This window comes from Exiguobacterium sp. 17-1 (assembly GCF_023096305.1).
Classification (GTDB): domain Bacteria; phylum Bacillota; class Bacilli; order Exiguobacteriales; family Exiguobacteriaceae; genus Exiguobacterium_A; species Exiguobacterium_A sibiricum_A.
Window position 1 is genome coordinate 23,101 of the sequence record NZ_JALIGJ010000008.1, and the last position, 18,807, is coordinate 41,907.

The window sequence follows — 18,807 nt, forward strand, 5'->3', positions numbered from 1 at the left end:
TTCCCTCCTAGGACGACAGCAAAAACGCTTTGGTCACCCAAAGCGTTTTGTTCAGTTATAACGATTCATCAATGCTAAAAACGGCGTATCGATGAAATCGGTTGCGATATCGACGGAATCAGACAACACATGTTGCAACGTCGTCTGTTCTGATTTGGCGAATGGCATCAAGACCCAGTCGATGACTTGAATCGGTGCTGGCGGACGACCTACTCCGAGTTTCAATCGTTTGATGTCCTGTGTACCTAAATGTTGAATCAACGATTTGACTCCGTTATGACCACCGGCACTTCCTTTTGAACGCAGGCGCATCTTCTCAAGCGGCAAATCAAGGTCATCATAAATGACGAGGACATCCTCGACCGCGATTTTGTAGAAATCGAGCAACGGACGGACAGCTTCTCCCGATAAATTCATATACGTCAATGGTTTAACAAGAACCACCCGTTCCCCTTTAATCATTCCCGTTCCGAAGACGGCTTTAAACTTCGACTCCGTTAATTTTATGCCATGCTCCTTGGCGAGGGCATCGATGGCCAAAAAACCGATATTATGACGTGTATTCGTATATTTCGTACCTGGATTTCCTAAACCGACGATACATTTCATATCGTCACCTCCTCTACTTTTCTACTTTTCCGATTCGCATCCCGCTGACGAAAAATGGAACGCACAAGGGTCCGATTTCTAAAAACCGGACCTTGGCGTTCATATCTGTTTGTAATCAGCTGAAGAGCGGGCTGATTGATTTTTGTTCGTGGACACGGATGATGGCTTCTGCCAGCAAACGTGCAACTGAGATTTGCTTGATTTTGCTTGCACATTCACGTTTCGTCAAATCAATCGTGTTCAAGACGACGAGTTCTTCGATTGCCGAGTTTTCAATTCGCTCCATCGCCGGACCTGAGAGAACCGGGTGCGTACAGCAAGCGTACACTTGCTTCGCTCCGTTTTCAATCAAGGCGTTGGCAGCAAGCGTGATTGTACCCGCTGTATCAATGATGTCGTCGATGATGATGGCAATCTTACCATCAACTTGGCCGACGATGTTCATGACTTCTGCGACGTTCGGTTTCGGACGGCGCTTATCGATGATTGCGATTGGCGCTTTTAATTGTTCTGCTAATTTACGTGCCCGCGTCACACCGCCATGGTCTGGAGAAACGATGACGAGTTCGTTCGGGTCGATGTTCTTCTTCTCGAAGTACGAAGCAAGCAAGGGAACACCCATTAATTGATCTACTGGAATATCGAAGAATCCTTGGATTTGAGCGGCATGAAGATCCATCGTCACGACGCGTGTCGCACCGGCTACTTCAAGCAGGTTCGCCACAAGCTTCGCTGTGATCGGCTCGCGTGAACGGGCTTTGCGATCTTGACGTGCATATCCGTAGTACGGAATAACGACATTAATCGTCCGTGCAGAAGCGCGTTTTAAAGCGTCGATCATGATGAGAAGTTCCATCAAGTTTTCGTTGACCGGTTGGCTAGTCGATTGAATGATGTAGATATCATCCCCACGGACGCTTTCTTCGATGTTCATTGAAATTTCGCCGTCACTGAAATGTTTGACTGAACTTTCGCTGACAGGAATTCCGATGACTTTAGCGATTTCCTCTGCCAGTGGTTTGTTCGAGTTAAGTGCGAAAATACGAATTTCATGTTCTAAGACAGTAGACATGGTTAGGTGGCCTCCATTTGTTTGGGTTTAGACGAGTAGAGCGACAAATAATGAACGAATAAAATTAACGGTAATCTGGTTTGGTAGTTTGACGTTCCCGTGCGATCGCGAGACCGTTTTCCGGAACATCATCCGTAACGGTTGATCCCGCTGCGACAAGTGCATTTTTACCGACCGTGACCGGCGCGATCAAATTGACGTTACAACCGATGAACGCATCATCTTCAATGACAGTTTGGAATTTATTTGTTCCATCATAGTTCACTGTGATCGAGCCGCAGCCTAAGTTAACGTTTGTGCCGATTGTTGCGTCACCCACGTAACTTAAGTGGGCAGATTTGCTGCCTTCACCAAAAGTTGATTTCTTCACTTCGACGAAGTTACCGATTCGTGTGTTGGCACCGAGAACCGCTTGTTGACGTAAATGCGCAAATGGACCGACTTGTGCAGCTGATCCAATTTGGCTGTCTGTTACAACTGATTGACGAACAACGGCCTGATCAGCGACTTCACTGTCACGGATATCCGAATTCGGTCCGATGATACATTCCGAACCAATCGTTGTTTTACCAAGCAATTGTGTCCCTGGGTACAAGACCGTATCTGAACCGATTACGACATCTGGTCCGATATACGTAGAGGCTGGATCGATGAACGTAACGCCTTGACGCATCCAATGTTCATTCGTCCGCTTACGCATTGATGTTTCCGCTTGCGCAAGCGCTACCCGGTCATTAACACCAATCGTTTCTTCAAACGTCGACGCTGCATAGGCTGCAATCGTTTCACCGTCTGCTTTTGCGATTTCGATGACATCCGGTAAATAGTACTCACCTTGGACATTATCATTTTTAACTTCTTTTAAAGCCGCGAATAACATCTCATTATCAAATACGTACGTTCCGGTATTGATTTCTTTAATGAGCAGTTCTTCTGCGTTCGCGTCTTTGTGCTCGACGATTTTCGCGACGTTTCCATCTTCACCACGAACAATTCGTCCATAACCCGTTGCATCATCAGCATGCGCTGTCAAAACAGTCACTTTCGCACCCGCTTCTGCATGGTGTTGCAAGAGCGATTGTAACGTTTCACTTGTCAAAAGGGGTGTGTCTCCACAGACGACGAGTGTCGAGCCTTTTTCCTGTCCAAGAACAGGTTCTGCCATTTGAACAGCATGACCCGTGCCAAGCTGCTCACTTTGAAGTGCATATTCCACCGATGTGCCGAGCACTTCTTTAACAGACTCTGCACCATGACCGACGATGACGACTTGACGCGTGACACCGAGTGTCGTTAATTGATCAACGACATGTTGTACCATAGGTTTCCCAGCTACTGGGTGAAGTACTTTATATAGCTTTGATTTCATCCGAGTGCCTTTACCCGCTGCTAGAATTACCGCGAAATGATTCATCCTTGTCGCTCCTCCATGTAAATTAGTGTTGATTTCGTTCTGAAATAGTCCACTCGTTCCCACTATAACGAAAATGGCGCAACGAATCAATGACAGGACAGACTCGAAATCAACAAACACGCAAAAAAAGACAGGTTCTCCCATTGATGGAGACCTGCCAATCGAGTTAGGAAGGATCGGTTACTTCGAGCGCCGTCAGTTCAACTTCTGACGCCTCACCGTTTTCTTCACGAACTGCGTATGCTTCTAATACTGAATCTTCGACTTTTTTTCGCATTAATGCATTGATTGGATGGGCGACATCACGAAAGATGCCTTCCTGTGTCCGCTTGCTTGGCATCGCGACGAAAAGACCGCTGTTTCCTTCAATCACGCGTAAATCATGTACCACAAATTCGTGGTCGAGCGTAATCGAGGCCAGTGCTTTCATTCGACCCTCTGCTACGACGCGACGAATCTTGACGTCGGTGACATTCATTTTGTCCGCACCCCTTTTAATAACCGTTGTCACAACTCTTCGTTGTCTACTTCTACTTACGGCTTAAAACATTCAAAGGTTTAGCTTTTGCCAATCATTTCACGCATAATTTCCAAAAGTTTGATAATTACAGTATAGTTACAAAAAAAACGGGTGTCAAATTTAGGTATTTTCTCCGTCTGTGAAATACTGGTCGACATTTCCCCGTTTCACTTGAATCTGCCCCAGATCAACATCAACATCCGAAAGCTTCATCAGACTGACGTACTCATTAACCATCTTCTTCTCGGCACCTTCTGCTTCAATCAACACACCGACACCTGCCACGTTCGCTTCAAACTCACTCAGCAGACTCATCATCCCCCGGATCGTTCCACCAGCCTTCATGAAATCATCAATCAGCAAGACGTTGGCACCGCGTGGTAAACTGCGTCTCGCAAGGGCCATCGTCCGAATTGCTTTGGATGAGCCGGAGACATAGTTGATGCTGACGGTCGAACCTTCCGTCACTCGGCTGTCCGAGCGAACGATGACGAACGGTACACCCAACTGTTCAGCGACGGCATAAGCAAGCGGGATTCCTTTTGTCGCAATCGTCATGACGACGTCGACTTTTTTCTGGCTGAAGACAGAAGCAAACACTTGTCCCATCTGTTTCACCATCCGCGGATCTCCGAGCAAGTCCGTCAAATACAAGTAGCCCCCCGGTAACAGACGATCCGGTCGTGCGACGCGTTCACATAACTCATCGATAAATGGCAATGCCTTTGCGCTACTCCATGTCGGGATGAACATGACGCCTCCCGCGGCTCCCGGAACGGTTACCAATCGACCGGTTCCTTCATGCTCCAACATTTCGCTGACAATATCTAAATCTTCACTGATCGAAGATTTCGCAGAGCTATACCGTTCTGCGAAGATCGTCAATGAGACCAGATGATGCGGATGGTCTAGCAGGTAACGTGTCATGTCTACCAACCGACCGCTTCTCCGAATTTTCATCTAAATCGTTCCACCTCTCCGTAATTCCGAATATTCAATAGTGAATATATCATTTTCATACGGAAACTATCAATGGTTTTCCCCTAAAAGACGAACGACGTAGACTTCATTACAAAATCCTCGTAATCCGTTATAGAGACGTTGAGCCCGGTTTTCATGTTCCGTCAAGGCGAAGACAGTCGGTCCGCTACCGCTCATCAAGACACCTTCTGCCCCGCAACTCGTCATGAAGGCTTTGATTTGTTCGACTTCCGGATGCATCGGTAACGTCACCGATTCAAGGACATTGCCAAGGGCATCACAAATTGCCGTGAAATCTTGGTTCTTGACCGCATCAATCATCGCTTCGACATCTGGACGTTCCGCTGTTTCTAAATCAAGCGCTCCGTAAACATCTGCCGTCGAGACACCAATCGTCGGTTTCGCCAGTACGACCCAACAAGGCGGAGGGGATACTAATTTCTCAAGCTTCTCCCCGCGTCCCGTTGCAATCGCGGTTCCTCCCATGACACAAAACGGGACATCCGATCCGACTTCTGCCCCGATCTCCGCCAACTGTTCCAGTGTCAAGTCGAGCTTCCATAATTCGTTTAGCCCACGCAGCGTCGCTGCCGCGTCACTCGAGCCGCCCGCTAATCCTGCTGCGACTGGAATTTGTTTCTCTAAGTAGATTTCAACCCCGCTCTTGACGTCGAATCGTTCCTTTAAGACTGCTGCTGCTTTATACGCTAAGTTGCGTTCATCATTTGGTACGTAAGCATGTTGGGCATTCATCCGAATCTCACCGGACGCTAGTTCCGTCAATTCGAGACGATCTGCCAAATCCACCGTTGTCATCACCATATGTACATCGTGATACCCATCCGGACGTTTCGCCGTCGCATCCAATACTAAATTGATTTTTGCTGGAGCTTTTACAATAATCGTCATCGTGCCGTTCCTCCTCTAGTACGTTTCCTGTACGAATTGTATCAACCTTTGCACAAAAAAAGAAGCGAACATTTCTGTCCACTTCGGAAGGTAAGTTTACGAATTCGCGAATTCGATTTGTACGGAGTCGGTTAACACGTCGGCGTAGCTATAAGAAACTCGCTCGACATTGTGGCGCTCTGCGTCTAGCTTGACTACAAACACCGATGGATACGTCTCAACGAGCGTTCCGATTCGGGTTACGACCTTTTTACGACCGCCGCTTGCTTTTAGCGTCAGTCTTTCACCTACATGTGTTTCGAAAACATGTCTGATTTCGTTCAACGTCTTTGGCATACGCTTCACCTCACTAATATTTATTATAGCATATGAATTAAATATTAGAAAGGGCAAATATTATATCCGTTCTTTTGTCTACCGTCAACGTTTTTTAATTGGCAAAAGTGCATCGGCGAGCTGTGCAAATTCCTGCAGGCTGAGCGTCTCACCCCGACGGCGTGGATCAATGCCTGCTTCATGTAAGGCTGCTTCGACCGCCTCTTTTTCTGCTTTACCGAAATGGCTGGACAAGTTATTCAAAATCGTTTTCCGGCGTTGTGCGAAACTGGCACGCGTCACTTCGAAGAAGAGTTTCTCGTCCAGTGTCTTGACGGCCGGCTCCTTACGAATGTTTAAACGGATCACAGCCGAATCGACGTTCGGTGCCGGAATGAAGACGTGTTTCGGTACCGTGAAACAAACTTCTGCCTCCGCGTAGTATTGAATGGCGATCGACAATGAACCGTACGCCTTCGTTCCCGGTTTTGCCCCGATTCGTTCCGCCACTTCTTTTTGAATCATCATGATAAGGGTCCGGAACGGGGTCCGGGCTTCGAGAATTCGCATGATGATCGGTGTCGTCACATAGTAGGGAAGGTTCGCGACGACAGCGAGATCCGTGATTCCTTGCTGCGTAAACTCTTCGTCGACGATGGTTTCGAGATCCAGTTCGAGCGCATCCCCATGAATGACTTTCACGTGAGGGTACGGAGCAAGTGAATCTTCAAGAATCGGTAAAAGTCGCTGATCGATTTCGAGAGCTACGACTTTTTTCGCCTGTTTTGCTGATTGTTCCGTTAATGAGCCGATACCGGGACCAATCTCAAGCACACCGCTTTCCGGTGTCAAATTAGCGGCACCAACGATGTTTCCGAGTACATTTAAATCGATTAAAAAGTTTTGTCCCAAGGACTTTTTAAATGAAAATCCGTGTTTGGCCAAGATTTCCTTCGTCCGGTGCAATGTAGCGATGTCTTTCAACCCTGTTCCTCCTCTATCTGTTTCAAAGCGTCTTCCCATTCCTGTTTCGTAATTCGGATCGACGCGACACGTTTGACGAGTTGTTTGGCATTCGGTTCACCAATGGCGAGCACCTGTCCCAACCGTTTCCGACGTTTCGAGGCTGCTGGTCCCCCGATCAGATCGGCGGCGAGAATCATATCCCGTGTCACTTCCGCATCATGCTGCTCTTCCGTCTCATATACTGCACCGAGTGCACGTTCAATCGCTTCCGGTGACGCATGTTCGACACCGATTTTCCCACGTTTATCTTTTGCGTCTGCCCGTGGCAGGTAGGCCTGTTTACATCCCGGTACCCGTTCATTGATCCGTGCCCGGATCCGGTCACCCGGGAAGTCAGGATCGGTAAACACGATGACACCTCGGCGTTCAAGTGCTTTCGCAATGCGTTGTAATGTCTGCTCGTTAACGGCAGAACCGTTTGTTTCAATTGTATCGACATCGAATACTTCCTGTAAGCGTGTCGTATCATCGCGTCCTTCAACGACGATGACTTCTTTTAAGCGTTTCCGCATCATATCTTCTCCACCTTTTTCAAACACTTCCGTAATTGTACCTGTTTCCACAAAAAAAACAAGGAAGCGTCAAGTGCCCGCTTCCGTCGTGTCGTTCGGGATGACCCAGACTTGGATCGTCTTCCGGCCAAACTGTTTGGCGGTCGACTCCCCTTCAACGAGCACATCGATTTTATTGCCTTTGATGGCACCACCTGTGTCGAGGGCAATCGCCAGTCCGACCCCTTCGACGTATACCTTGGTTCCAAGTGGAATGACTTTCGGATCAACGGCGATAATCGGCAGTCCTTGATACGTGATCGTATCCGTCACGTCATAACCGGTTGCCGTCAAAGCCCGTCCATCATACAGCTGACTTCCATTGGAAGCCGGATCATTCGTATAGGCCGTTGCTTCGACCATCAGGGTTTTTGCTTTGCTGAAATCCAAATCGGTTGCCGCTTTCGGAACTTCTGCTAACGGTACCGTCGCTTTTTCCGTATCGAATGTCGGTGTCGGTGTCATCGCCGCCTCAACCGGTTCGACAGGTTTCGTTCCGACCTTGACTACTTGTTTGACCGGTTCACTCGTGACTTCATTAGCAATCAACTTCTTTTCCTTACTCAAACCGTCTGCAAGGGTCAATTGATATTTTTGTGTACGGATGCCCGGCCGGCCGGACTTTGTCACCAACTGTTCGCCCGCCGGCAATGTGTCGTCTTCGACGGTCTCGACTTCAAACGGTAACAGTTGTTGTTCCGTCAGTACGGCACGTCGCGTCGTATTGACCGTGACAAGCATATCCTTTGCGACGACTGTATCCAGACCAGGCATGACCTTGTCTTCCGTCTGGAGCTTAACCCCCTGCATCGACAACAGCTCCCGCACCGTCGTCTGGTACGTATAGACTTCGCGGGCTTTTCCTTCGACAATCAGCTCGATCGGGAATGCTTCCCGGTACCGGACCGTCATTCCGCTCGTCAACACGGCTTCTTTTGAAGGATACACGTCATCCGTCTCTAACATTTGACTGATTCCCTGTTCTTTTAATAGATCGTCGACACGGCGGGCTTGCGTCCGGATCGTCCGTGCTTCACCATATCCCATGATTAATGTAATTTCTTTAGCCGGTTGAATGACGATCAAATCATTTTTCGGAAGATCAGCACTCAGTGCCGGTTCGATGACATCTTGTGATCGAACCGAAATACCGGCTTCCTGCAAGACCCCAAAAACTGATGTCTCAAGCGTCTCGATTTTTGTTTGCCGACCATCCACCATGATCGTGACGTCACGCGGATGGTCCATCATTACATAAAGCAGGCTCGCAACCAACAATAGGATACAGCCGATTGTCATATACGTGATCGATCGAATCATGGAAGGCGGAAGACGCGTTTTGCGTTCTCAGTCGTAGCCTGTTCGACATCAGCGTACATCATTCCACGCAACTGTGCGATTTCTTCCGCAACGAATCGGACATAAGCCGGCTCATTCCGTTTTCCGCGATAAGGCGTTGGTGTCAGATACGGACAGTCCGTCTCGACTAATAACCGATCGAGCGGCACTTCTTGTGCCACACGTTTAGGCATCTTCGCATTTTTGAACGTCACCGGTCCTCCCAGTGAAATGTAGAAGTTCATGGCCAGACAGCGCGGTAAGAGTTCTGCACTCATGCTGTAGCTGTGCAAAATCCCGCCGACTTCTTTTGCGTCTTCTTCTTCCAAAATGCGGAGCGTATCTTCCGTCGCCTCCCGGTTATGGATGACGATCGGTTTATTTTTTTGTTTCGCCAAACGAATCTGCTTTCGAAAAGCTGCGTCCTGAACGTCCTTCGGAGAAGTATCCCAGTGGTAATCCAGTCCGATTTCTCCAAGGGCAACGACTTTCGGATGGTCCATCAAACGTTCTACCTTTTCATAGGCAGCGTCGTCGAAATCAATCGAATCGACCGGATGCCATCCGATGACGGCATACAGATCATCATACTGTTCAACCAGTTCCATTGCCCGGTCAATCGTTTTATGATCAAAGCCAACGACGATCATCGGAGATACGCCGTTTGCACGTGCCCGCTCAATCGTCTCATCGACATCTCCGTCAAACTGATCCGAGTTTAAATGTGTGTGTGTATCAATCAACATACTATTCGACTCCTTCTTTCAAAAAAATGCCTGTGACATCAAGTCCACAGGCATCTGGATTATTTTACACTTGCCCCGTTCGCCATCGTTGATGGTACGGTAGCTAATTCAAGTTTACCTGATTTCTCGGCAGCGAGCACCATCCCTTGCGACAATTCTCCCCGCAATGTGACAGGTTTTAAATTGGCGACGACGATGACTTTCCGGCCGACTAAATCTTCCGGCTCATACCATTCAGCGATTCCTGAAACGATTTGTCGTGTTTCTTTCCCCATGTCGACCGTCAGCTTCAGCAATTTTTTTGCTTTTTTGATTTTTTCAGCTGTGACGATTTCTCCGACACGTAACTCGATTTGGTCAAACACATCAATCGTCGTTTCCGGACGAACATCGGTATCTACCTCTTCGACTTCCGTCTCTTCTTCGACGCGTGCAGCAGAAGCTTGTTTCATCATCTCAACGATGGCTTCGACCTCTTCTTTCATATCACGGCGTGGGAAGATTGGTTCTGCCGTACCGACCTTCGTTCCCTCTTCAACAGCCGCGAACTGTTCAAGTGCTGCCCAGTCCATCGGTTGTCCTTCAAGACCGAGTTGACGGAAGATTTCTTTTGGCGAACGTGTCATGAACGGTTGCAACATGATCGCGACGTGGCGTAACGCACCAACCAGGTGGACCATCGATGAAGCGAGTTCTTTTGTTTTCGTTTCATCTTTTGCAAGTACCCACGGTTGTGTCTCATCGATGTATTTATTGGCACGGCTGATCAATTGCCAGATGTGCGATAAAGCAACCGAGAACTCCATGTGTTCCATCGAAGCTTCGACCTTCTCGACCGTTTCTTTGGCCAGTGTCGACAACGTTTCGTCAAACGGTGTGACGTTTCCGGCATACGTCGGAATGACGCCGTCGAAATACTTCGTGATCATCGCAATCGTCCGGTTGAGTAAGTTCCCCAGGTCATTCGCCAGATCAAAGTTCATCCGTTCGACAAATGCTTCCGGTGTGAACATCCCGTCTGAACCGAACGGTACTTCCCGAAGCAGGTAATAACGTAACGCATCAAGTCCGTACCGATCAATCATCGGAACCGGATCAACGACGTTTCCTTTTGATTTCGACATCTTGCCGTCTTTCATCAGCAACCAGCCGTGTGCGAACACTTGCTTCGGAAGCGGCAGGTCGAGTGCCATCAGCAAGGCCGGCCAGACGATCGTGTGGAAACGAACGATTTCTTTTCCGACAAGGTGTACATCTGCTGGCCAGTACTTATCAAAGTTTCCTTGGTCGTCTGTTCCGTATCCAAGTGACGAGATGTAGTTCGTTAACGCATCAACCCACACGTAGACGACGTGTTTCGGATTCGACGGAACTTTGACACCCCAGTCGAATGTCGTCCGTGAGACGGCAAGGTCTTGTAAACCGGGTTTGATGAAGTTGTTGATCATTTCATGTTTCCGTGATTCTGGTAAAATGAACGATGGGTTTGCTTCATAATATTCCACTAGGCGATCTGCGTATTGACTGATCCGGAAGAAGTAACACTCTTCCCGGACGAGTTCGACGGGATGACCGCTGTCCGGACTTTTACCGTCGACCAGCTGTGATTCCGTATAATACGTTTCGTCCGGAACGGAATACCATCCTTCATATTCGCCGAGATAAATATCACCTTTTTCGAGTAATGTCTCGAAAACGCGTTCAACGACTTCTTTATGACGTGGTTCTGTCGTCCGGATATAATCATCATAGGAAATATCAAGACGGTCCCATAAGACTTTGATTTGTTCGACGACACCATCGACGAACTCCTGCTCGGAAACGCCGGCTTCCTTCGCTTTTTCTTGAATTTTTTGCCCGTGTTCATCCGTTCCGGTTAAGTAACGAACATCAAATCCCTGAAGGCGTTTGTAACGCGCCATCGCGTCCCCTGCGACTGTCGTATAGGCGTGACCGATATGTAGCTTGGCGCTAGGATAGTAAATCGGTGTAGTGATATAAAATGTTTTTGCCATGATATTCCTCCGTTCTGTATTTCATTTCATTATTATACGCTGTTCTGTCGTCTGTGTCGAAACTCGTTTTTTGTCGAATCCAAACATTTTTTGACATCAGACATCGAATACCAAAAAAACACACTCAATAGTTTGTTTTCCTTTAAAAAGGGAAAAACTATTAATAAATCGTTTCAGATATGGTTTTTTTGAGAAATAAATGACATTTTGATTTCAAGCTATTCAGATTGGTTGACTACTTTTGGAAAGTTTAGTATTCTACATTCTATAGAAGTGATGTCGAATTTTGACGATTTTCCAAAAAAAAAGAGAACCTAGACATCAGAGGAGGAACAACAAAATGAAATCAACAGGTATTGTACGTAAAGTAGATGAGCTCGGCCGGGTCGTTATTCCAATCGAACTCCGTCGGACACTTCAAATCGCAGAGAAGGATGCGCTTGAGATTTATGTCGACAACGAGCAGATCATCCTTAAAAAATACAAACCAAACATGACTTGCCAAGTAACAGGTGAAGTATCGGAAGATAACTTCAAATTAGCAGACGGTAAATTGATTCTCTCTCCAGACGGCGCACAACGTGTCCTCGTTGAGTTAAAAGATTTCCTCGACCGTCATTACGCAGGAAACGAATAAGTAAAAAGAAGCGATTCCAAACGGAGTCGCTTCTTTTTTTAGGATTCATGATAACGCAAATACAATTCCTGACGATCGAGTCCCCGCTCTTTGGCAACTCGTTTCAGGGCAGCATTCGGTTTTTCACCTTGTTCGATATACCGTTCAATTTGTTGCAACGGATCCGCTTCCTGTTCCTCTTCCGCCGGTCGCTCCTCGGTCGACCCTTCGACGATGACGACAAACTCCCCCCGGACTTCTTCTCCGGCCCATTCGAGAGCTTCTGTCACAGAACCCCGAATATACTCTTCATACCGTTTGGTCAGTTCGCGGGCTAACGTCAGTTGACGCTCTCCGAGTACATCCCGTAAGGCGCCTAACATCTCTTTAAGACGATGCGGTGCTTCATAGAAGATGAGGCTGCCTTTTTCATAACGGACGGTCTCAAGCGCCTCACGACGTTCTTTTTTCTTACGCGGTAAAAAACCATAGTATAAAAATCGTTCTGTCGCAAGACCCGAGGCGACGAGCGCCGTTAATGCGGCGTTTGCTCCCGGTAAGACGACGACCGGAATATCCTCGGCAATCGCTTCTCGAATCAAATCACTGCCTGGATCTGAGATTCCCGGCATCCCGGCATCCGAGACCAGGGCGACCTGTTTCCCCGCATGCAGGTCGGCCAATAGCCGTGCCCCGCTGACTTGTTTATTATGTTCGTGATAGCTGACAAGTTTCGTGTCGATTTTAAAATGATTAAATAATTTCATCGTTTGCCGTGTATCTTCCGCCGCGACGAGATCGGACTCTTGCAAGATGCGGACAGCCCGATAGGTCATGTCTTCGAGATTACCGATCGGTGTCGGCACGATGTACAAACCGGTTGTTTGTCCTTTAAAACTGCTTGTTGCTTTCATGAGATGACCTCCCTCCTTGAATAAGTTGTTCTTTTTTAAGACGCGTCAATTGTTTAATGGCATACTCACGTTTTAAGGCTTCCGACTTTGTTGCGAACGTTTCTGTATATTCGAGCACGACCGGCAGTCTGGCACGGGTATACTTTGCACCTTGTCCGGCATTGTGTGTCGCCAACCGTTTTTCGACATCAATCGCGTATCCCGTGTAGAGACTGCCGTCCCGGCAACGGACGATGTAGATGGCATGTTCAGACATCAAACTGAGTCCGCATCTGCAACGTGTACGTATCGTCTTGTTCGTAGACGATGAAGGGAGGCAATACCTTTAGACCCGGCTTGGCATCTTTGATCCCCTCAATCAACAACATGTTGGCCTCTTTCCCTTCTTTCGGGTAGATAAGCTGCATCCGCTTCGGTTCAAGCCGGTACTGACGCATCAAGGTGACGATATCGAGAAGGCGCTCCGGTCGATGGACGAATGCTGTTTTCCCACCTTGTTTCAAAAGATCTGCGGCCGATCGGATACAATCCTCAAGTGTACATAATACTTCATGCCGGGCAATCGTATAATGTTCACTTATGTTTCGGTTCGACGAGTCATTTGCCAAGAAGTAAGGCGGATTACATGTGACGGCATCGTACAGACCATAACCCAATCGTTTCCCGGCTTCCTTGACGTCACCTTCGATCATTTGCAATTGATCTTGTTTTTCATTCATTTGAATACTACGCTCGGCCATATCAACGAGACGGGGTTGAATTTCAAGCCCTGTGATCGTTCCTTTCGTCCGGTAAGACAAAAATAACGGAATGGCTCCGTTACCGGCACATAAATCGACCAACTTCCCTTGTTGGATCGGCACCCAGGCGAACTGCGCCAACAATGCGGCGTCCAAAGAGTAGGAAAATACGGTGGGACTTTGAATGATTCGTCCTTCTTTTCCAAGCAGATGATCCAGTCGCTCATCTGATAATAGTTCAGGCATATCGTTCTTCCTTTCTGAAAAAAAGACTGACTCCTAGGAAGTCAGCCTCTCAATGTTTCGTTAACATGGACAAGCAGAACAGACAATCTCCGTCTTTACGGACTTGACCATAATGCAGGTTACAAATATGGAATCCTTCTTGATACAGTCGTCCTAGATTATCATAGCCAGCACCTGTACCGGCTTCCGCCTGCGCTTCTTCTGTAATCGGTTGTTGCTCATCGCGCTCTACCTTCTCACGGAGGTGATGATTCTCAAGATACAGATGTTGGTTCTCTTCCATCATGTAAGCAAGCTGATCCTTCAAAACGCTCAGATGCTCAGTCAGCAAGTGAATCTGTTGCTCGATCGCATCAACACGCGTAATGATTTCTTTTTTATCGACTCTCTCCACGCGTATGCACCCCGTCATTCTTTTGGTCGTTTTTGTTTTACGGCACCGACAGACAGTAGTTCCTCCATCGAGTATGTCAGGACCCGCGAACGGTCTTTCAACTCAATTTGGACGATTTGATCGAGAATGTTCAGACCCACAACCCGTCCTTCACCTTCCGGAACAGTCAATCGTTTTCCGTAATCCGGCAAATCCCGTCGCATTTCTTCGTATGTGTCATTTTCATATTTTAAGCAACACATTAAACGACCACAGACACCAGAAATCTTCGTCGGGTTCAAGGATAGATTTTGATCTTTCGCCATCTTGATCGAAACCGGTTCAAATTCACCTAAAAATGAAGAGCAGCAGAGAACACGACCACACGGACCGATTCCTCCCAGTAACTTCGCTTCATCACGGACGCCGATTTGTCGTAACTCAATGCGTGTCCGGAAAACAGCAGCCAAATCTTTGACGAGTTCCCGGAAATCGACACGACCTTCTGCCGTGAAGTAAAAAATGACTTTATTTCGATCAAATGTATATTCGACGTCGACTAATTTCATATCGAGCTTGTGCTCACGAATTTTTTCGACGCAGACAGCGTGCGCATCAAACGCCGCCATTTTATTTTCACGGACGATCATCGCGTCTTTATCATCCGCGACGCGAAGAATCGATTTCAGCGGCAAGACCACATCATCTTCGTCCATTTGTTTATCGGCAATTACCACTTCACCATATTCAATGCCCCGCACTGTCTCAACGATGACGGATTGTCCTCGTGATAATGACTCTTGTCCAGGTGCAAAATAATAAATTTTGCCCGCTTCTTTAAAGCGAACGCCTACTACTTCTAGCATATCGCTCTACCCTTTCTGTAAGTCAAACATGAGACGCTCAACTGTTAATTGAGGATTAACATTTGCTTCGATCCGCTTAACGGCTGCGAGTACTGCCTGCAACCACCGAGTGATCGTCGTCTGACTTTTTCCACCCATTTGTTCCAGTAATGGTCGGCTGTTTGCATATGTGATCGTTTCCCATGACGGATTCAGTTTAAGATGAAGAACATCTTCAAAGAAACATGTCACAAGTTCCAGACCAATTCGTGCATCTTGCCGATTTTTAAATTGACTCATCCATTTTTCCTGGACAAACAACGGTAAATCCGCCGGACGATTCGCTAATTCCTCCATCAATTGTACCACTGACACTCGCGCATTTACAAACCAGTCTTCGACTAATGCCTGTTCTGCATCCTCGATTTTCGGATAGACCCGGGCAGCAAGTTGCGTTAATTCGTTATCCCGTCCCGTTTTTTCGGATAAGACTTGTCCGATTAACAAACGATCTGCCGGACGAAAACTTAGTAATTGTCCCCGCGAACGAATCGTCGGCAACAATAACTGTGGCTGATTCGTAATTAAAATTGCTACTTTTCCTGCACCTGGTTCTTCAAAGAACTTCAACAGACTGTTTGCTGCCTGGGGTGTCATTTTATGTGACTGTGTCACGACATAGATTTGACGGTCGCCTTCAAGACCCCGTAACGATAAATCATGCATCAACTGCTGAATCTGTTCTTTTTTAATGGTAGCCCCATCTGGTTCGATTTGGTAGTAGTCGACCAAGTTTCCGCTGTCCATGCGACGGCAACTCCGGCATATTTGACATGGTTCGATTTGATCTCGTCGTTCACAAAACAGACTTTTGGCGAACAACTGAGCCGCCTCTAAAAGAAGCGGCTCATAGTCCCCTGTAAAGATATAAGCATGGTTAATGCGATTCGTCTGTAACGAGTTACGCAAAATCGTCGCGATGACCGATTGGGTTTGTTCTAGTTCATGAAATGTCTGCATTAGAATTGATGAAACCCTTCGATTGGTAAGACGAACACTGTCGCTCCCCCAACCTGTACTTCGACTGGGTAAGGGATGTATGAATCGGCATGACCGCCCATCGGCGAGATCGGTGAGACCATTTGTTCCCGGCTCGAACAGTTCTTTTTAATCAAACGCATTAAATCATCCAATCGTTCGCTTTGGACACCAATCATGAACGTCGTATTTCCTTCTTTGAGAAAACCGCCTGTCGTCGCAAGCTTTGTTGCCCGAAAATCGTTTTCGACCAATGCTTCTGCTAAACGTAGGCTATCTTTATCTTGAACAATCGTAATGACCATTTTCATGATAATCTCTCCCTTTTTTTTAAATACGTCAGAACGTCCTGACATAATGTCGTTTGTAATGCTTCAATCGATTGATTTGCATCGACCAGCTGAATTCGTTCCGATTCCTGTTCTGCTAACTTCAGGAACCCTTCATACACCCGTTGACGGAATACGTCATCGCGTTGCTCGATTCGATCCAGTGCCCCTCGGTCCATCATCCGTTGCTTCGAATCCGAGACCGACAGGTTAAACAGATACGTTCGATCCGGTGTTAAATGGTTGGTGGCCTGCTGATTGATGGAACGGACCTGTTCAAGTGAATATCCAAGTCCATATCCTTGATAAGCAATCGATGCATCGATGAATCGATCGCATAAAACAACTTTTCCGGCAGCAAGGGCCGGACGAATCAATTCATTGACATGTTGTGCCCGAGACGCCGCATACAGAAGAATTTCCGTCATCTCATCCATCTCTTGAAAGTCGGGATTTAAGATCAGTGATCGAATCTTATTTCCGATTCGTGTGCCACCGGGCTCACGTGTCATCACGATATCATATCCTTCAGCCGTTAAACGATCTGCAAGCAATTGCAACTGGGTCGTTTTCCCAGCACCATCTGGTCCTTCGACCGTAATAAATGTTCCTGTCATTCTATAATTCCTTCCTGTATCACACGCAATTTCCCCTGATGGAGAAACTCACCGCCTTGCAGATGAATAGAGGTGTTTGTATAATGTTCAATCCTTGTAATATGTTCTGCAGTTATCCGTTCTCCCCTTAACAGTAATGGTATGCCCGGTGGATAGGGAATGATTGTTTCAAGTGAAACTAATCCGACTGCTTTTTCAAAAGTCTGCTCGACTGCCTGGACGTATTCCAATTGATCAAGTGGGTAAGCCAGGGACGATACCTTTATTTTACCCATAATCGGTTGTTCCATATACCTTTTATCTGGAATTCCTTCTGCTTTCAGGATCTCGATTGCTACTTGGATCTGATTGACCCAAGTATCCCGTTCAAATGGTTCGATGATTCGTAACGGTAAGATACAAACTACATGTGCTCCAAGAGCAAACTCGGCATCAAGTCCTTGATCTGCTAATGCATCCAACAACTGACTTCCGGAATACGTTTCACAGGAAAGAACCATCCGCGACCAATCATCAAAAGTAAAGGCCGTGATGCCTGCTAATTGATTGATTTGCTGATGAAGGAGTTCATGACTAGTTCGAACAGATATCATGCTTGAAACAGTCCAATGTTCGCGGTAATCACGGGCAAAGTCCAGTGAAGCCATCAAAAGATAAGACGGACTAGACGTTTGAAATGCCTGAAGAGCCCGGATTAACCGTCTCCGTTCGTCATCCGTAAAGCGTTCATGAATCCAGGCGCCCATCGTCAGAGCAGGTAATGTCTTGTGTGCTGATTGAACCACGGCAGTTGCTCCCAGTTCAAATGCCGAACGGACGCCAAACGCTTCGCCGAAATGAGCGCCATGGGCTTCGTCGATCAGTAACGGTATAGCAGATGATTTTGTGACTCGAACCACCTCTTCGATTCGGGCGGTTTCACCATAGTAAGTCGGCGATGTTAAAAACACGGCTGCTCCTCCCGGAAAAGTCGCTAAAGCTTCCTCTAATGTTTCACGTGAAACATTTCCGCTAATACCTGTTGTTGGATCACTTTCGGGTTCCAGTAAAATCGGTGATAATCCTAACCATTCCATCGCATTGAAAACAGATTTATGTGAATTACGCTGAACGTATATCCGATCTCCCCGTTGTGAGACAGCGGCTAACATCGCCCAATTGCCGACCGTCGATCCGTTGACCAAAAAATGACTGTCTGATGCTTCATAGATTCGGCGCAATAAAAGTTTTGCTTCGTAAATTGCTTCTTCCGGATGATGAAAATCATCTAGACCACGCAACTCCGTTTTATCCCATTCAAAAAAAGAAGGTAATCCATCGAATAACGTTCCATTCTTATGTCCTGGAACATGCCAGGAAGTAGCTTTTCTTTCTACATGAGCACAAAGTGCTTCAATAATCGGCATACGACCTTCCATACCCTACAGTCCTTTCTAAATCTAAACTACAAAAAGACCGACCTGCAGATGCAGATCGGTCCTTCACTTGCCTGGCAACGTCCTATCCTCACAGGGGGAAGCCCCCAACTACTTTCGGCGTTCAAGTGCTTAACTTCCGTGTTCGGCATGGGAACGGGTGTGACCACTTGGCTAT

22 protein-coding genes and 1 rRNA gene are annotated in these 18,807 nt (G+C 47.2%); 1 reads left to right on the forward strand and 22 read right to left on the reverse strand.

Features of this window, described 5'->3' with window-relative positions:
* Nucleotides 1–51 precede the first annotated feature (51 nt).
* The 12 genes from pth to metG form a co-directional block, all read right to left on the reverse strand.
* The gene (gene pth, locus MUN34_RS15500; protein ID WP_026826995.1) at nucleotides 52–609 is read right to left on the reverse strand and encodes an aminoacyl-tRNA hydrolase; all 558 of its coding nucleotides are present in this window, start codon (nucleotides 607–609) and stop codon (nucleotides 52–54) included.
* Nucleotides 610–724: 115 nt separating this feature from the next.
* A complete protein-coding gene (locus MUN34_RS15505) occupies nucleotides 725–1,681 on the reverse strand; it encodes a ribose-phosphate diphosphokinase (protein WP_014969100.1) in 957 nt (318 codons plus the stop codon).
* 64 nt (nucleotides 1,682–1,745) lie between these two features.
* A complete protein-coding gene (glmU, locus tag MUN34_RS15510; protein WP_247858245.1) occupies nucleotides 1,746–3,095 on the reverse strand; it encodes a bifunctional UDP-N-acetylglucosamine diphosphorylase/glucosamine-1-phosphate N-acetyltransferase GlmU in 1,350 nt (449 codons plus the stop codon).
* A 166-nt stretch (nucleotides 3,096–3,261) separates the two neighbouring features.
* On the reverse strand, nucleotides 3,262–3,573 hold the full coding sequence (gene spoVG / locus MUN34_RS15515) for a septation regulator SpoVG (RefSeq protein WP_026826997.1): 312 nt from the start codon (nucleotides 3,571–3,573) through the stop codon (nucleotides 3,262–3,264).
* 162 nt (nucleotides 3,574–3,735) lie between these two features.
* Entirely contained in the window at nucleotides 3,736–4,575 is an 840-nt protein-coding gene (gene purR / locus MUN34_RS15520) for a pur operon repressor (RefSeq protein ID WP_026826998.1), read from the reverse strand.
* A 69-nt stretch (nucleotides 4,576–4,644) separates the two neighbouring features.
* Nucleotides 4,645–5,505 carry a 4-(cytidine 5'-diphospho)-2-C-methyl-D-erythritol kinase gene (gene ispE, locus MUN34_RS15525; RefSeq protein WP_026826999.1) on the reverse strand — a complete coding sequence of 287 codons (861 nt, stop codon included), beginning with the start codon at nucleotides 5,503–5,505 and terminating at the stop codon, nucleotides 4,645–4,647.
* Between the two features lie 96 nt (nucleotides 5,506–5,601).
* Entirely contained in the window at nucleotides 5,602–5,841 is a 240-nt protein-coding gene (locus MUN34_RS15530; RefSeq protein WP_012368950.1) for a Veg family protein, read from the reverse strand.
* A gap of 84 nt (nucleotides 5,842–5,925) precedes the next feature.
* Nucleotides 5,926–6,804 (reverse strand): 16S rRNA (adenine(1518)-N(6)/adenine(1519)-N(6))-dimethyltransferase RsmA, encoded by an 879-nt coding sequence (gene rsmA / locus MUN34_RS15535; protein ID WP_026827000.1) that lies wholly within the window; start codon nucleotides 6,802–6,804, stop codon nucleotides 5,926–5,928.
* Complete coding sequence (gene rnmV, locus MUN34_RS15540; protein ID WP_247858246.1) at nucleotides 6,801–7,361, reverse strand: ribonuclease M5; 561 nt, start codon at nucleotides 7,359–7,361, stop codon at nucleotides 6,801–6,803. The genes rsmA and rnmV overlap by 4 nt, the downstream gene beginning before the upstream one ends.
* Nucleotides 7,362–7,427: 66 nt before the next feature.
* Nucleotides 7,428–8,717: a 3D domain-containing protein gene (locus MUN34_RS15945; RefSeq protein WP_282104426.1), complete on the reverse strand. Its 1,290-nt coding sequence runs from the start codon at nucleotides 8,715–8,717 to the stop codon at nucleotides 7,428–7,430.
* Nucleotides 8,714–9,481 (reverse strand): TatD family hydrolase, encoded by a 768-nt coding sequence (locus MUN34_RS15555; RefSeq protein ID WP_026827003.1) that lies wholly within the window; start codon nucleotides 9,479–9,481, stop codon nucleotides 8,714–8,716. Before MUN34_RS15555 ends, MUN34_RS15945 begins: the two co-directional genes overlap by 4 nt.
* 59 nt (nucleotides 9,482–9,540) lie before the next feature.
* On the reverse strand, nucleotides 9,541–11,496 hold the full coding sequence (metG, locus tag MUN34_RS15560) for a methionine--tRNA ligase (protein WP_026827004.1): 1,956 nt from the start codon (nucleotides 11,494–11,496) through the stop codon (nucleotides 9,541–9,543).
* 340 nt (nucleotides 11,497–11,836) lie between these two features.
* Here metG and MUN34_RS15565 point away from each other — a divergent pair, with 340 nt between their 5' ends.
* On the forward strand, nucleotides 11,837–12,133 hold the full coding sequence (locus MUN34_RS15565; RefSeq protein WP_012368944.1) for an AbrB/MazE/SpoVT family DNA-binding domain-containing protein: 297 nt from the start codon (nucleotides 11,837–11,839) through the stop codon (nucleotides 12,131–12,133).
* A gap of 38 nt (nucleotides 12,134–12,171) precedes the next feature.
* Here the strand turns inward: MUN34_RS15565 and rsmI are convergent, their stop codons facing one another.
* The 10 genes from rsmI to rrf form a co-directional block, all read right to left on the reverse strand.
* Nucleotides 12,172–13,026 (reverse strand): 16S rRNA (cytidine(1402)-2'-O)-methyltransferase, encoded by an 855-nt coding sequence (rsmI, locus tag MUN34_RS15570; RefSeq protein ID WP_026827005.1) that lies wholly within the window; start codon nucleotides 13,024–13,026, stop codon nucleotides 12,172–12,174.
* Nucleotides 13,004–13,282, reverse strand: coding sequence for a GIY-YIG nuclease family protein (locus tag MUN34_RS15575; RefSeq protein WP_026827006.1), 279 nt, complete (start codon nucleotides 13,280–13,282; stop codon nucleotides 13,004–13,006). Before MUN34_RS15575 ends, rsmI begins: the two co-directional genes overlap by 23 nt.
* Nucleotides 13,275–14,012, reverse strand: a complete 738-nt coding sequence (locus MUN34_RS15580; RefSeq protein WP_026827007.1) for a tRNA1(Val) (adenine(37)-N6)-methyltransferase — start codon at nucleotides 14,010–14,012, stop codon at nucleotides 13,275–13,277. The genes MUN34_RS15575 and MUN34_RS15580 overlap by 8 nt, the downstream gene beginning before the upstream one ends.
* Before the next feature lie 49 nt (nucleotides 14,013–14,061).
* Nucleotides 14,062–14,424, reverse strand: coding sequence for a DNA replication initiation control protein YabA (yabA, locus tag MUN34_RS15585; RefSeq protein WP_026827008.1), 363 nt, complete (start codon nucleotides 14,422–14,424; stop codon nucleotides 14,062–14,064).
* The gene (locus MUN34_RS15590; protein WP_026827009.1) at nucleotides 14,421–15,251 is read right to left on the reverse strand and encodes a PSP1 domain-containing protein; all 831 of its coding nucleotides are present in this window, start codon (nucleotides 15,249–15,251) and stop codon (nucleotides 14,421–14,423) included. The genes yabA and MUN34_RS15590 overlap by 4 nt, the downstream gene beginning before the upstream one ends.
* 6 nt (nucleotides 15,252–15,257) lie before the next feature.
* Entirely contained in the window at nucleotides 15,258–16,250 is a 993-nt protein-coding gene (locus MUN34_RS15595) for a DNA polymerase (protein WP_026827010.1), read from the reverse strand.
* Complete coding sequence (locus MUN34_RS15600) at nucleotides 16,250–16,579, reverse strand: cyclic-di-AMP receptor (protein ID WP_014969082.1); 330 nt, start codon at nucleotides 16,577–16,579, stop codon at nucleotides 16,250–16,252. Before MUN34_RS15600 ends, MUN34_RS15595 begins: the two co-directional genes overlap by 1 nt.
* Nucleotides 16,576–17,214, reverse strand: a complete 639-nt coding sequence (gene tmk, locus MUN34_RS15605; protein WP_247858248.1) for a dTMP kinase — start codon at nucleotides 17,212–17,214, stop codon at nucleotides 16,576–16,578. The genes MUN34_RS15600 and tmk overlap by 4 nt, the downstream gene beginning before the upstream one ends.
* On the reverse strand, nucleotides 17,211–18,632 hold the full coding sequence (locus MUN34_RS15610) for an aminotransferase class I/II-fold pyridoxal phosphate-dependent enzyme (RefSeq protein WP_247858249.1): 1,422 nt from the start codon (nucleotides 18,630–18,632) through the stop codon (nucleotides 17,211–17,213). The genes tmk and MUN34_RS15610 overlap by 4 nt, the downstream gene beginning before the upstream one ends.
* Nucleotides 18,633–18,701: 69 nt before the next feature.
* Nucleotides 18,702–18,807, reverse strand: a 5S ribosomal RNA gene (gene rrf, locus MUN34_RS15615); the annotation flags it as partial.